This window comes from Citrobacter sp. MGH103, assembly GCF_001034475.2.
GTDB lineage: Bacteria > Pseudomonadota > Gammaproteobacteria > Enterobacterales > Enterobacteriaceae > Citrobacter > Citrobacter freundii.
This window is the reverse complement of the sequence record NZ_CP073043.1, coordinates 1,845,607-1,859,762: the sequence shown is the minus strand read 5'-3', so window position 1 is coordinate 1,859,762 and position 14,156 is coordinate 1,845,607. Positions and strand designations below refer to the sequence as shown.

Sequence of the window (14,156 nt, the reverse complement as noted above, 5' to 3'; positions counted from 1 at the left end):
CCCTCTCTCAGTCGAGTCTCATGTTGGATCGCTGACGCGCGCGCTTTTCACGTTCAAGTTTGTCGACGGCGTCGCGGAGCTGGCGGTCAAGGTCACCACCCGGCGCAACGCCACCCTGCAGGGTGATGTTGTATTCGCTTTTGCTCTGGTCGATATAAGAGCGACCTGCAGGCGCAGTGACCGGCTGATACGCCTGATACCCGCCATAACTCGCTGTCGCAGGGATATACCCGCCACCCGGTGAAGCCTTATCCGCTTTGGCTGCAGTCTGGTCGAGGTCGGTCGATTCTTTTTTGATAACGCCGAGTTTCTCCAGCAGCCAGTCAACCTTGCCGCTCAGGCTGTTAAACAGGTTGAGCGGCGTCATCAGCGCATCAGCCAGCGCCTGACCAAACGCCACGCCGACATTTTTGCAACTGTCGAGCGTGTCCTGCGTGGCTTTCACCGGTGCAAGCAGGTCTTTAAACCACTGGCAGACAACGCCCAGCTTTTCCGCAATGGCATCAAACACCGGCGCGAGCGGGGAAAACATCGCCCCCACCGGTGCAAAGGCGGCTTTCAGCCCCTCCACCACCCCCGAGAAAAATGCGCCAATAGGCTCCCAGTATTTACGGATGAGCAGCGCCCCGGCCACCACCGCCCCGGCAACCGCCAGCACCGGCAGGCTGATTGCGCCAATGGCCGTGACAATCGCGCCGCCGACCGTACTGAAAACCACACCGAGCACGCCAGCCGCCGCAATGATGGCATTAATCCCCATCACCACCGGCCATGCGATAAGGCCAATCCCGCCCATCACACCAATCAGCGCCAGCGCACCCCCGACCACCACGCCGAGGGTGGTCGCCAGCCCCTTATTTTTCTGGATCCAGCCGTCGAGTCTGAGCACATACTGCGTGGCCGTCTGCGTCAGCTTACGCAGTGAGCCCTCCTGCTGGTCAAACAGGTCGGTCCCGACCGCCTCATAGGCTGACTGAAATTCTTTGAAGTCGCCGCCGAGGTTATCCTGCATAACCTTAACCAGCTCCTCAGTCTTGCCGTCCGAGGCTTTAAACGCGGCGGTGAGCTTATCGAGCTTGCCGGTTGAGGCCGCAGTCATCAGCACGGCGGCCGCCGAGCTGGCTTCCTCCCCGAAAATGGTTTTCATGTATTCCGCACGCTGACCCGTCCCGAGATTATTTTTCTCAAAACTGCGCTGCATTTCTTTCAGGATGGAAAATATCGGGCGCGTGTTGCCCTTGCTGTCGGAGGTTTTCACCCCGAGTTCTTTGATGGCGTCATAGGCTTTGCCTGTCGGTGCCTGCAGGCGACTCATGACGGCACGGCTTCCCGTTCCCGCCATCGAGCCGGTGATTCTGGAGTCGTGCAACGCCCCCACCATCGCGGCGGTTTCCTCGATACTTACCCCGGCATTTTTCGCCACCGGCGCGGCATAGGTCAGCGCATCGCTCATCCCGTCAAAGTCGGCGGCGGTTTTGTTCATCGTCATCGAGAGAACATCGCCAATATGCGCGACCTTGTCATTTGAGAGCTGAAACGCTGATTTCATCCCGGTCAGCAGCGCGGCGTTCTCTTCCATCGTGCGCTTGTTGGACAGCGCCATATTCAGCGTGACCGGCGTCGCCGCCTGAATGGCCGCCGCATCCCCGCCACTTTTGGCGATAATAATCTGCGCCCCCGCCGCATCATCGGCAGAGGCCGCCGTATTGTCCCCGAGCTGGCGCGCCTGTTTGCGCAGCGCCTGCATTTCGGGTGACTGTTTGTCGACACCGAGCACCGCCTGCAGCTCCGAGTTCTTCTGCGCAAATTCATAGCCCGGCATCAGCAGCTTAACCCCGGCCATCGTTCCCGCCGTCGCAATACCGACACCGGCAGCGCCCGCCGCCGCCGCGTTACCGGCCAGTGATTTACCGGCCTGATACCGCTCTTTTACCCGGCTTAACTTCGCCTGCTGTGCGCTGACTTTCGCCAGTGCCTCGCGCTGACGGTTAAGCTGCGCGGTGGTTTCAGCGATGCGGGATTTAAGCCCCCGCTCATCATTTGCCAGATTACGGGTATTAATCCCCACTGCACCGAGCTCGCGCTGCTGGCGCTTAACTGACTCCGTGAGGCTGTTGTATTTCGTCTGCAGACCTTCGGCGGCACGCTTCGCGGATTCAAGCACCTGCGCCTGCGCACGCGTCGGGCGCTCCGTATTTTTAAACTGCGTGGCGAGTGCTTCGGCTTCCTGTTTCGCTTTATCAAGCGCGTGACCGGTCACGGCAAGCTGTGCGCTGGCTTTTCGGAATCCGTCGATACGGGATGCCTGCGCATTCAGCTCGCGCAGGCTTTTCTGTGAGGTGCGGATATCACCGGACAGGGATTTGCTGGCGTTCTGAATGGCTTTGAGCGGTCGGCTTGCCCGGTCAACGGCATTCAGCAGCACCTCAATTCTGACGTTATTGCTCATGATGGTTTCCGCTTCGTTGCAGCGCCTTGTCGCGCCATGTCAGGAGCTCGGTCACGCTCAGGGAATGTAACTCTGATGGCGGCCAGTGGAAAATCACCGCGATATCCGCCATCAGGTCATCGACCGACAGGTTTTTCGGAAAGGTCAGCGACCCGAAGCAGGCGACAAAAAACCGACCACCTTCCCGGCCAGCGAAATCAGGTCAGACGCATCGAGACGCGTGACCTCGTGCTCAGTCAGTGCGGGATACGTCATGCGCGGCAGCACCTTAATCAGCGCATCAACGTCGGAATTCGCCAGCGAGGCCAGCGACACCCCGCGCAGGGTTCCGGCATTCGGTTTGGTCAGCGTGACCTGTTCAATTTTCTGCTCACCGCGCATCAGCGGAGTGTCAAAAATCACCACATTCGGATTGACGGTTTCAGTGTCAGCAACGGCAGTTTCATTGATATTTTTCATGGGTATTCTCATCAGGAAAAGTGACCGGCCAGCCTCACTGACCGGTTAAGGGATTACAGGCCAATCGCCCGGCGGTGCTCCGCCAGACGGTCGACGCCGTCGACTTTCAGCACCATGTTAACGACGTCAATCTCGATGACTTCGCGGCCATCAATCGTGAGCTGGTAATAGGCGCACTCGGTCGACATTTTGGTCGTGCCGCTTTCGCCCTGCTTGTTCTCACCGCCGTCATACTCTTTGTGACGGCCACGCATCACCACCTCGACGGCAGAAATCGCGCCGGTGTCATCACGCTGGAAAGAGCCGGTAAAGCGCAGCGGCACACTGTCAGCGCCCGGCGAGGCATACTGCGCCCACAGCTCAACGTCAGGCAGACCGCCGAGCGTCCATTCCAGCGACAGCGCGTCGTCATCGAGGCCGAGGTCAATTGATACCGCGCCCGGCATCCCGCCGCCGCGATATTTCTCCAGCTTGCGGGTCAGTTTTGGCAGGGTGACGGACTCAACGACGCCCATGTAGCTGAGGCCATCGTTGAACATATTCAGATATTTAAGTTTGCGGGGTAACGCCATGCTCTGAGCTCCTTAGCTGTTGACCGCATCCGACAGATTCGCCAGATAGGTATCGGTGATGCGCTGGCGCAGGGTCAGGTTCTCCAGCGGCGGGACGGGGGTGTAGTCATAATCGATATACAGCTTCCCGACTTTGAGGGTCGCGGTCTCGTTCGACTCCGGGTCATACCAGCAGGAGCCGTCAACGATATACCCGTTATTTTTCAGCTCGCGGAATTTGGCATTGATACCCGATACGATGTCTCGAATCAGGGTCGGGGTGATGGGTTTATCCATCGCCCACGCATGCGCCTCCGCCATCGTGTCGGCCAGTACCTGCGCGGTGCGGGTGTAGTTCTCATACAGGAAAAGCGGGTCATCCGAGCAGGTGCGGTTTCCCCAGAACTTGAAACCGTCATTGCGGATAAGCGTCGTAACACCGGCTTTGTTAAGCAGGTTGGCGTCGGTCGCAGGCTCCTGCAAATCCCACGACACCGAGGCGCTGACGCCGGTGACGCCATTCACGCCGACGTTTGACAGGGTTTTATGCCAGCCGACGGTCTGGTCAATTTTGGCACGCAGACCGAGCGCGCGCGCCGTTGCCCAGGCTGTCGCAGTCTCATTCGCCGTGGTGTCCCATGCCAGAAAATCGGGGAAGATAACCATCAGCTCACGCTGGCTGAAATTCTCGCGGTAGTTAATGGCGTCAGAAATGGTTTTGCAGCCCCACGCGCTGACATAGCCAAAGGCGCGCAGGCTCTGGCAGGTGGACGCGAGCGCCGTCGCCACTTCCTGCGGATCCAGACCCGGCACACCGAGAATGCGCGGCTTCACGCCGGTGACGGTCTGCGCCGTCAGCAGCGCTTTCAGGCCGGTATATTTAATGAGATGGTCACTCCCTCCTTCCCAGTACTATGCTGAGGACAGGCTTTCATTCGGAGAACCATCATGGAAAACATTGCGCTTATTGGTATCGATCTGGGTAAGAACTCTTTCCATATTCATTGTCAGGATCATCGTGGGAAGGCCGTTTACCGTAAAAAATTCACCCGACCAAAGCTAATCGAATTTCTGGCGACATGCCCGGCAACAACCATCGCGATGGAAGCCTGTGGCGGTTCTCACTTTATGGCACGCAAGCTGGCAGAGTTAGGGCATTTTCCAAAGCTGATATCACCGCAATTTGTCCGCCCATTCGTTAAAAGCAACAAAAATGACTTCGTTGATGCTGAAGCTATCTGTGAAGCAGCATCACGTCCATCTATGCGTTTCGTGCAGCCCAGAACCGAATCTCAGCAGGCAATGCGAGCTCTGCATCGTGTCCGTGAATCCCTGGTTCAGGATAAGGTGAAAACAACTAATCAGATGCATGCTTTTCTGCTGGAATTTGGTATCAGCGTTCCGCGAGGTGCTGCCGTTATTAGTCGACTGAGTACCCTTCTTGAGGACAGTAGTTTGCCTCTTTATCTCAGCCAGTTACTGCTGAAATTACAACAGCATTATCACTATCTTGTTGAGCAGATTAAAGATCTGGAATCTCAGTTGAAACGAAAGTTGGACGAAGATGAGGTTGGACAGCGCTTGCTGAGTATTCCCTGCGTTGGAACGCTGACTGCCAGTACTATTTCAACTGAGATTGGCGACGGGAAGCAGTACGCCAGCAGCCGTGACTTTGCGGCGGCAACAGGGCTGGTACCCCGACAGTACAGCACGGGAGGTCGGACGACATTGTTAGGGATTAGCAAGCGGGGCAACAAAAAGATCCGAACTTTGTTGGTTCAGTGTGCCAGGGTATTCATACAAAAACTGGAACACCAGTCTGGCAAGTTGGCCGACTGGGTCAGGGAGTTGTTGTGTCGGAAAAGCAACTTTGTCGTCACCTGTGCTCTGGCAAACAAGCTGGCCAGAATAGCCTGGGCACTGACGGCGCGACAGCAAACTTACGAAGCATAAAGGCAGAAATACACCAGTTTAAACAATCATTCATCTGGTTTTGCGAATACTGATATTGATGATACTAACGGCCCACCGGCCTGTTGAGGAACCTGTAAAACGGAAAGGCTCATTGAAGCCGTATATTTTCTGGAGGTTCATCAGGCGCGGAACTCATCGAGGCGCGGGAATAAAATCCCATTCAGACGCCGGATAGATTCAAGCAAGCCAACTTGTCGTCAAAATCGGTGTTGCAAAAACGGGAGTGACCATAGATGCCGTTTTCGTCGGTCGTGCCGATGATGTTGGAAATGGTTTGTTTTTTCCCGGCCTCCGGGTCATCCGGGTCTTCTGCGCCTTCGGCCACGCGCACGGCCACAATGACCGGTTTGCACTGGTCAGCGATGGCCTGCAGGGATGTCGACAGCGTCCCCTTTTTGCCCGCCTTGCCGATAGCGCTTTGCACGTTGGTAATGAGCACCGGCTCATTGAGGGGAAATGTCTTGTCGTCAGCATCACTGGCCGTGCAGACCATGCCGATGATGGCCGTTGAGACGGTGGAAATGGTGCGCACGCCATCGTTAATTTCGATGACCTCTACGCCATGATGAAAATCACTCATCCGTTTAACTCCGTGGTTAAGGGTGAGTGTATTTTCTGTTGTGTGGTGATGGCGGGCTATTTGTCAGGGTTGGATAAGGTCTGACACAACCGGAGGCCGGAAAGCGCGGGCAACCGCCCGCCTGAGTGATGCCGGTTATGCGGGCAGTTCCGGCCATGTGATATCGGGGGCATCTTCGGGTTTGACCCTGTTGAGCATTACGCGATACTTTTTCCATTCATTAAGCGCGGCCGCTTCGTCTTCCGTTGCCATATCCAGATCAACGGCATCCTGCAGCGGGGCAATCGCCGATGTTGCAATCATCAGCAGGTTTGCTTTTTCCTGCGCCGCCTGCCCCTGACGAAATGTTTTTTCCGCTTCGGCATCGTGGATCCACCTGGCGCCATCCCATTTTACATACTCCCCGTCAGGTGCAACCGACACAACGTTATCAGGCAGAGCGCCCAGCTTTTCAATAACAGCGGGCTTGCCGGTGCTGATGTCATAGACGGTTGTCCCGCGGTGGTCTTCCACCCGCGACCATTTATTAGCCTGAGCATCGAAAACAGCCACAAAACCCGCCGTCACTTTTGGGGGCGCAATATCGGTGCTGTAGGCAGGCAAGCCCGTATTGGCCGGAATAAAACCATCCCCTTTACCGATAAACTCATTCGTGGCAGATGACAGGTTGTAAATCGTAATAACCCGGTTGGTGCTGGTCATTTTAAAAGCCATTATGCAAGCCTCACTAAATAATTAAATGCGGTGTTTTTTACGGTGTTTTCAGCCTGACCCGAGGGCGAAACGGTCACGCCGTGACTGTGCGCACCAATGTAGACAGAGTGAGCATGCGCCCCGATCCCGACAACGTGATCATGCGCACCAATGCCGACGGCGTGAGCGTGGTCGCCGACGCCACCAACAGCCCCCCAGTTTGTCCTGTCAGAGCCGGTATTGGACATAGCAACAACATCCCCCGCCTGACCGAACTGCGTTCGCCCGGAAATCGGGTGGTTGTGTGCGCCCGCGCCGGTTGTGGATTTCGTGCCATAGTCAAAGACCGATACCGGTTTGGTTCCGTAGTCAAATCCGGTGGTGTCCCGGTTTCCGAGGTCGGTACTTGCGACCGTTGCGCCGTGGTCGTGCCACTTAATGCCGTCCAGTTCCTGAGACAAAACAGCACGGCCATCAGGTCTGCCCTTTATCGTCTGGCCGCGCATATCTGGAATAACGCCAGAGGGATACGCCACGCCCAGCAACGGATAGACTGATTTATCAAAAGGTTGTCCCTGCATTAAGGCGTGAGCGGGCGGAACGGTATCGGATGGCCACGGGATCGGCGCACCGACAGGGTATGATACTGGTGGCGGATTTGCCGTATTGAAATCACGTCGCCAGCCCGGTAAATAACCATCCCCATGATTGACGTAAGTGAACTGTGCATTTGTAACCCCCGCCGTTGCGGTTGTAGGTGTCGTGACACGAAGGGTCATCGCACCACGCACGCCCATAACCTCAACAACCGCACCGGCTAGCTGGATGTTCCCGCACCCGGTATCGGTAATAGTTCTGTTATCACCGTAAGACCACGACCCTTTGCACATCCAGTACGGATGATTAAGCGCACCCTGTTGCTCCAGCCAGGCGATAAACTCCGCAGTCGTCCAGTCACCGCCCCCGCCAATGCTTACCGTGCCACTGAAAGCCCGCGCTGCGCCGATGTTGCGCACGAATACATCTTTTTCGGGGATATCCCTGCCGTTCTGCTCTTTAGCCAGTCGCTTATCTGCGTTGTCGTTAGCGTTCTTGACCGCTTTCGGTGTCGCGGCGAGCGCCTCAGACGTGCTGTCGGTGGCGCTGCTGAGTTTCACCAGACCTTTCTGCGCCGTGCTCGCGTCCTGAGCCGTATATTTACCACTGGCAAGGTCATACGCCGCCTTAACTGCCTTTGGCGTCGCGGCGAGCGCCTCAGACACGCTGTCGGTGGCGCTACTGAGCTGCACCAGACCTTTCTGCGCCGTGGTCGCGTCCTGAGCCGTATATTTACCACTGGCGAGGTCATACGCCGCCTTAACCGCTTTCGGCGTCGCTGCGAGGCTCTCAGACGTGCTGTCGGTGGCGCTGCTGAGTTGCACAAAGCCTTTTTCTTTCAGCGTGGCGTCAGGATGCCTGCGGGACTGCTCATGCTCTGCCAGTTTGTCGTCAACATAATCCTGCGTCGCCATCACCGTTGTCGCGTCAATGGACAGCTCCACTGAGGCGATACTGCTGACAATAATCACCATGCGACAGGTCTGCGCACGCCCCGAGCCCTCCGCCAGCTCCGGCTTGTAGCTCTCCGCCATATTGGCAACGGCTATCAGCGTGCCTGCGTCATCATACAGACCCAGCTCACGCATCCAGAAGCCGCCCACCTCGGGAGGAATGACCAGCTCCGCAACGATATAATTTTTATTTTTGTTGTCCTGGCTGATTTTATTCAGCGCATGACGCCAGACTTCATTGATGAGCTTTACCTGCCCGACGTTCGGCTCCGGCAGTGCGCCGCCACCATCACCGACGGCCATCGCGGTAAGGTTCACTTTTTTACCACCCGGCACCGTCGCCGCCGCCAGTTTTGCAGCTCCGGCAGTGGTAATGATTGTTTTAAATTTCGTGCTCATTATTCCTCACTCATCCGGGATAAACCGTAATAATGTCGCCGTCATACACCACACCACCGACAAACATATGACCGGGAATGTCCTGGATAATATTCAGACCAATCAGATGACGGCTGGCAGGCTTCGCATCCGCAATCAGGCGCTCCATTTCAAAATACATTTCCTCAGTGATACCGCTTTCCAGCACACCGATATCAAGCCGGAATGTGCCGGGCGGGTCGCTGGTCTCCCACCATTCCGTGACGTTGATGACATAACCGAGTGGCTCCACCACCCGACGAACAGCACCGATAGTGCCTTTGTGACAGTGAATAAAGTACGCATCACGGATGACGGCGCGCTTCGTTTCCTCCGGCCAGTTCTCATCCCAGCGGTCGACAGAAAACGCCCACGCCAGCCACGGCAGCAAATTAGCCGGGCAGGTGTCAGGACTCCACAGACGACGCAGCGGGACGGGGGTGCTTTCGATATCCGCGCAGGCACGCGCCGCGGCCACCTCAAGCGGTGACGAGCCCACCGGCAGCAGACGGGTATCACTCATCCGAGCCCCCGATCACAATGCTGTAATCAGTGCAAAATGACGCCTGCGCACTACTGAGCACGAGGTCAGCCACCGGCGCGGCCAGCTCGACGCGCTGTACACCCTCGACATGCAGCGCGGCATAAATGGCAGACAGGCGAATATCACGCCCGAGGCGGTGCTGCGCGCTGATATAGCCCTCCAGCTTTTTCACGGCGGCGGCGCGAATGGGTTCGCTTTCCGGACCGGGATAGAGATAAAGCGAGGCGGTTATCTGGTAGTCAACAATGTCGGCTGACTGCACCGTCACACGGTCTGCGACCGGCCTGACATCTTCGGCATTAAGCGCGTTTCGTACCACAGCGAGCAGCTCATCAGAGGCGACGCCGTTGTTTTCACGCGACAGCACAGAAATCGTCACGCAGGCGGGCGACGGGCTGGTCACTGAGATATCTGCGACCCGCCCGTCAGCGCTGCGGCCATGAAACTGATAAGCGCCGACAGAGCCGGCCACGCTCATCCCTTCAAATGCCTGCTGAACGCGCAGACGGTAATCGGTGTCCGACTCCATAACGGCAGGTGTGGGCGGCAGCGTGGTCTCATCTGCAGGCGTGATAACAAGACGCCCGACGCTGAAATTTGCGCCGATATTATCGAGGTCATTACCGGCGGCATACGCCAGCATGACCGCGCGCGCCGATTCATTCACGCGCTGACGCCAGATAACCTCCCGGTAAGCGTTCTCCTGCAGCAGCTTAACAACCGGCTCAGATTCAAGCGTCAGCGTGCGCGCAACCGCCTCCTGCTGTTCCTCCGGGTACAGTGAGACAAGCGTCGCCTTTCGCTCTGCCAGAATGGTTTCATAATCCAGCTCATCCACCACATCAGGCGCAGCGAGCAGGCTCAGGTCAACAATAGCCATAGTGTTTAACTCAGTGGAAGGGTGATAGAAAAGGGCTGGCCTGACGCCGACCGCGTGCCGGTGATATCGACATACATCGCGCCGTCATTCTCCCCGCGTTCAAAGGTGATGGTCGTCAGGCTGACGCGTGGCTCCCACTTCTGGATCGCGGAATAGCACGCGGCCATAATCTGCAGGCGCAGCGCCGGGGTCTGCGGCTGGTCAATAAGCGCCGCCAGCAGCGAGCCGTAATCACGGCGCATGACGCGCGAGCCCACCGGCGTGACCAGAATGTCGCGCACGCTCTGCCTGATATGCTCAACCTCAGAAATACTGAGCCCGGTATGACGGTTCATGCCCAGATAGCTCGTCGTCATTTTGTCCCCACCGTTCTGTCATCACCCCGTTTCACGCCGCCGTGGTCATGGTCATCCACCTGCACGCCGTTTGATTTAAACGTGCCGCCGTCATGCTCGATGTTGCCGCTCATCTTCCCGCCCTTTTGCACCTCAAGCGTGGCCGTGGTCAGCTTGTTGGTGCAGACCACCTCGGGGGTATCGAGCGTGATGCGGGTGGACGCTTTGACCAGTACCAGCGGCACCGTTGCGGTAATGGCGTCCGACGCGGTAACGTCAGCGGTTTTGATACCACTCACCGTGAGCGCCCCGCTTTCGGGCTCGTACTCAATAACCGCTCCGTCATGAAAGGAAACGTGAAAGGCATCAGGCGAGGCCGACGGCGCGGGATGGTCATCAGAAAAAATGCCGGGCAGCACAAAGGCGGTGTCGAGCTCGCCGCCAATGGCAAGAATGAGCACCTGCTCGCCAACTGAGGGAGCCCACCAGACACGCGAGCGACCGGCGCGGCAGGTCAGCCAGTTTAGCCAGGTGGTTTGCATGCCGCCGGTCTGGACACGGCAAAGCCCCTCATCGGGATTGACTGCAGTCACAATGCCGGTGCGGATAAGGTTACGGATAGCGCGGGCGATATCCTGAATGGAATTTAAAGTATTCATGGGAAAAGGATGCCGCCGGGGAAGACAAGCGGCAATGATTGTTAATTTGGTAGGCGCTGATACAACGAACAATCAGTTAATTAGCACTGTGTGGAACATAACCTAATTTAGTCACTAATAAAAATTGAGAAACACTTTTCATTCTTAATGAGTCGATCCCCATCCCAAAAAGACACATACATGTGATGAAGGCCTTTATAGGCAGTATTCTCCCAGTGCCTCGAGAAATACCGGCCATCAGAATACTTCGCAACTTCATATTCTTCATGATTACCGTTACCCTCTGCTTTCGAGGCTTCCTCTCCGGTATTAACAACTCTGAATCTGAACTTAGGGTTCTCGTAATGATTGTAAGTATTAAAATACCCTTTAAAAGAAATGCCCATTCCTTTTTTTATCACTCTGGAACAAGGATAGTATTCATCATCTGAAGAGGCATTTTTATCCATCTTCAAAGTAGCTTTTACTATCAACTCGCTATTTTCATCAGAAGTCGGCAGTAAACTACAATAATGCTCATTCTTCAAAACATACTGCTTATAATTAACAAGCTCGCCATTAGCATCTTTATAGTTAGGCGTCAGATATTTAACAGGGGTAGCCACACCATCTTTAATTTTAGTCTTAATTGACAACTGATTTTCATCAAAACCAATTAATTTAGCAAGGCTATCACCAATCATGATAGAGTTTTTCGGAGCTTTTTGCTGTAATTTTGCCGCCACATCGACAAAGAATGATGTAGCAGTTACCTCCTGACTCTCCATGTAGCCATACTTACCCCAAATAACTTGGTCATCGGCCCCATAATCAATTCCAATTCGAATGCCTAAGTTTTCATCAATGCCCAAATCATTAAGCTTTGGTATTACGACACCCTTGAACATTTCAATTAAAAAAGTCGCACAATTAATAGCATCAATCGCGCTATCAGCAATACGTCCTTGCTGTTTATATGTTTCCATTCTAAAGAACGCCATAACTGCGTCCCCCATAATTCTGTGCACATGACCATCAAATGAATTAACAGTTTCAATTGCACATCTTATGATGTCATTTTTAATTTTAAAAACAGTTTCAGGTGGAAACACGACACCTAACTTAGTCGAGCCGATTATATCCATAAACAATGTTACAGAATAACCGTTTCTCAATTCCCCCTCGTCCATTTCATCGAAATCAGGGTGACATCCAAAACTTGACATCAACTTACCACTCTTGCCAAATTTGTGCCTAACAATCTCCTTAACTCCATAATGTTGAGTCGTCGTACCCACAGCATTGCTTTCAAGACCCACAGAGCTTTTAACAAAATTATATGTACGTTTGGTACTCTCAGCTCCCACCCTAGAATCCATAGCGGACTCCATCATAGAATCATAAATTTTTTTAGATTTTGAAGCTGAAATAGTTCTCTCTAAACTCTGTTCCAAATTAGAGTATATGTTTTTTATAGACATAAATCCCTTCTTAACAATTAGATAGTATTATTACATAAATTGAAAAACCGAGCACATACGCTGCAGATTCTAAAAAAGTTATTGCGGTAATCTGTTTTTCATACTTAGCCACAAGCGCTTTAGATAGATTATGGTTAAGTGCAATCAACTGATTTAATAATTTCAAACTGTCAACTGAGGAAAACTCTTTTCTATAATCTTCCAACTCACTATAATTCAATGAGATATCTACAAAAGAAAAAGTATTACTTTTAGTACTTGCTTTAATAAAGGGTGTAATCCCTTTCAAAGAAAATATTACAGATGCGATTAACAAGAATAAAATAGCACCGACCAAAAAAGATAAAAAAGCTTTATCGGCTCTCACATTAACCAAAGAAATTATTTTATCAAAATTAACAGACAGAGCTACAATTAAGGCAGATGCCAAACTAAGAAGTATTGTCGATTTGGTGTTAGGGAAGGTGCGAACAAGTCCCTGATATGAGATCATGTTTGTCATCTGGAGCCATGGAACAGGGTTCATTATGAGTCATCAACTTACCTTCGCCGACAGTGAATTCAGCAGTAAGCGCCGTCAGACCAGAAAAGAGATTTTCTTGTCCCGCATGGAGCAGATTCTGCCATGGCAAAACATGGTGGAAGTCATCGAGCCGTTTTACCCCAAGGCTGGTAATGGCCGGCGACCTTATCCGCTGGAAACCATGCTACGCATTCACTGCATGCAGCATTGGTACAACCTGAGCGATGGCGCGATGGAAGATGCTCTGTACGAAATCGCCTCCATGCGTCTGTTTGCCCGGTTATCCCTGGATAGCGCCCTGCCGGACCGCACCACCATCATGAATTTCCGCCACCTGCTGGAGCAGCATCAACTGGCCCGCCAATTGTTCAAGACCATCAATCGCTGGCTGGCCGAAGCAGGCGTCATGATGACTCAAGGCACCTTGGTCGATGCCACCATCATTGAGGCACCCAGCTCGACCAAGAACAAAGAGCAGCAACGCGATCCGGAGATGTATCAGACCAAGAAAGGCAATCAGTGGCACTTTGGCATGAAGGCCCACATTGGTGTCGATGCCAAGAGTGGCCTGACCCACAGCCTAGTCACCACCGCGGCCAACGAGCATGACCTCAATCAGCTGGGTAATCTGCTGCATGGAGAGGAGCAATTTGTCTCAGCCGATGCCGGCTACCAAGGGGCGCCACAGCGCGAGGAGCTGGCCGAGGTGGATGTGGACTGGCTGATCGCCGAGCGCCCCGGCAAGGTAAGAACCTTGAAACAGCATCCACGCAAGAACAAAACGGCCATCAACATCGAATACATGAAAGCCAGCATCCGGGCCAAGGTGGAGCACCCATTTCGCATCATCAAGCGACAGTTCGGCTTCGTGAAAGCCAGATACAAGGGGTTGCTGAAAAACGATAACCAACTGGCGATGTTATTCACGCTGGCCAACCTGTTTCGGGCGGACCAAATGATACGTCAGTGGGAGAGATCTCACTAAAAACTGTGGATAACGCCTTAAATGGCGAAGAAACGGTCTAAATAGGCTGATTCAAGGCATTTACGGGAGAAAAAATCGGCTCAAACATGAAGAAATG

General features: G+C 54.0%; 14 protein-coding genes and 2 pseudogenes. 2 read left to right on the top strand and 14 right to left on the bottom strand.

The features are described from left to right. Positions 1–7 precede the first annotated feature (7 nt). The 5 genes and pseudogenes from SK33_RS08810 to SK33_RS08790 form a co-directional block, all read right to left on the bottom strand. A complete protein-coding gene (locus tag SK33_RS08810; RefSeq protein WP_048218148.1) occupies positions 8–2,449 on the bottom strand; it encodes a phage tail tape measure protein in 2,442 nt (813 codons plus the stop codon). Beyond that, positions 2,439–2,597 carry a GpE family phage tail protein gene (locus tag SK33_RS08805; protein WP_306308100.1) on the bottom strand — a complete coding sequence of 53 codons (159 nt, stop codon included), beginning with the start codon at positions 2,595–2,597 and terminating at the stop codon, positions 2,439–2,441. The genes SK33_RS08810 and SK33_RS08805 overlap by 11 nt, the downstream gene beginning before the upstream one ends. Then, positions 2,594–2,908, bottom strand: coding sequence for a phage tail assembly protein (locus SK33_RS08800; protein WP_032942881.1), 315 nt, complete (start codon positions 2,906–2,908; stop codon positions 2,594–2,596). The genes SK33_RS08805 and SK33_RS08800 overlap by 4 nt, the downstream gene beginning before the upstream one ends. 53 nt (positions 2,909–2,961) lie before the next feature. Beyond that, positions 2,962–3,480, bottom strand: a complete 519-nt coding sequence (locus tag SK33_RS08795; protein ID WP_041327772.1) for a phage major tail tube protein — start codon at positions 3,478–3,480, stop codon at positions 2,962–2,964. 12 nt (positions 3,481–3,492) lie between these two features. After that, positions 3,493–4,347, bottom strand: a pseudogene (locus SK33_RS08790) (phage tail sheath subtilisin-like domain-containing protein); the annotation flags it as partial. Positions 4,348–4,407: 60 nt separating this feature from the next. Here SK33_RS08790 and SK33_RS08785 point away from each other — a divergent pair. Continuing rightward, entirely contained in the window at positions 4,408–5,412 is a 1,005-nt protein-coding gene (locus SK33_RS08785) for an IS110-like element IS5075 family transposase (protein WP_000427614.1), read from the top strand. A 250-nt stretch (positions 5,413–5,662) separates the two neighbouring features. On the opposite strand, the pseudogene SK33_RS08780 reads toward SK33_RS08785, so the two are convergent. The 9 genes and pseudogenes from SK33_RS08780 to SK33_RS08740 form a co-directional block, all read right to left on the bottom strand. After that, positions 5,663–6,013 (bottom strand): annotated as a pseudogene (locus SK33_RS08780) (phage tail protein); the annotation flags it as partial. Between the two features lie 135 nt (positions 6,014–6,148). After that, positions 6,149–6,727 carry a tail fiber assembly protein gene (locus tag SK33_RS08775; protein ID WP_048218149.1) on the bottom strand — a complete coding sequence of 193 codons (579 nt, stop codon included), beginning with the start codon at positions 6,725–6,727 and terminating at the stop codon, positions 6,149–6,151. After that, the gene (locus SK33_RS08770; RefSeq protein ID WP_048218151.1) at positions 6,727–8,655 is read right to left on the bottom strand and encodes a phage tail protein; all 1,929 of its coding nucleotides are present in this window, start codon (positions 8,653–8,655) and stop codon (positions 6,727–6,729) included. Before SK33_RS08770 ends, SK33_RS08775 begins: the two co-directional genes overlap by 1 nt. 10 nt (positions 8,656–8,665) lie before the next feature. Further along, positions 8,666–9,196, bottom strand: coding sequence for a phage tail protein I (locus SK33_RS08765; RefSeq protein ID WP_048218153.1), 531 nt, complete (start codon positions 9,194–9,196; stop codon positions 8,666–8,668). Beyond that, on the bottom strand, positions 9,189–10,097 hold the full coding sequence (locus SK33_RS08760) for a baseplate assembly protein (RefSeq protein WP_048218156.1): 909 nt from the start codon (positions 10,095–10,097) through the stop codon (positions 9,189–9,191). Before SK33_RS08760 ends, SK33_RS08765 begins: the two co-directional genes overlap by 8 nt. Positions 10,098–10,102: 5 nt before the next feature. Beyond that, positions 10,103–10,453, bottom strand: coding sequence for a GPW/gp25 family protein (locus SK33_RS08755; RefSeq protein ID WP_048218158.1), 351 nt, complete (start codon positions 10,451–10,453; stop codon positions 10,103–10,105). After that, a complete protein-coding gene (locus SK33_RS08750) occupies positions 10,450–11,091 on the bottom strand; it encodes a phage baseplate assembly protein V (RefSeq protein WP_048218162.1) in 642 nt (213 codons plus the stop codon). Before SK33_RS08750 ends, SK33_RS08755 begins: the two co-directional genes overlap by 4 nt. Positions 11,092–11,198: 107 nt before the next feature. Beyond that, the gene (locus SK33_RS08745) at positions 11,199–12,551 is read right to left on the bottom strand and encodes a nucleotide-binding domain-containing protein (protein WP_048218165.1); all 1,353 of its coding nucleotides are present in this window, start codon (positions 12,549–12,551) and stop codon (positions 11,199–11,201) included. A 10-nt stretch (positions 12,552–12,561) separates the two neighbouring features. After that, positions 12,562–13,044, bottom strand: a complete 483-nt coding sequence (locus SK33_RS08740) for a hypothetical protein (protein ID WP_162771963.1) — start codon at positions 13,042–13,044, stop codon at positions 12,562–12,564. A gap of 34 nt (positions 13,045–13,078) precedes the next feature. Between SK33_RS08740 and SK33_RS08735 the strand changes: the two genes are divergently transcribed. Next, complete coding sequence (locus SK33_RS08735; protein WP_048218169.1) at positions 13,079–14,059, top strand: IS5-like element IS5 family transposase; 981 nt, start codon at positions 13,079–13,081, stop codon at positions 14,057–14,059. The last annotated feature ends 97 nt before the right edge of the window (positions 14,060–14,156 follow it).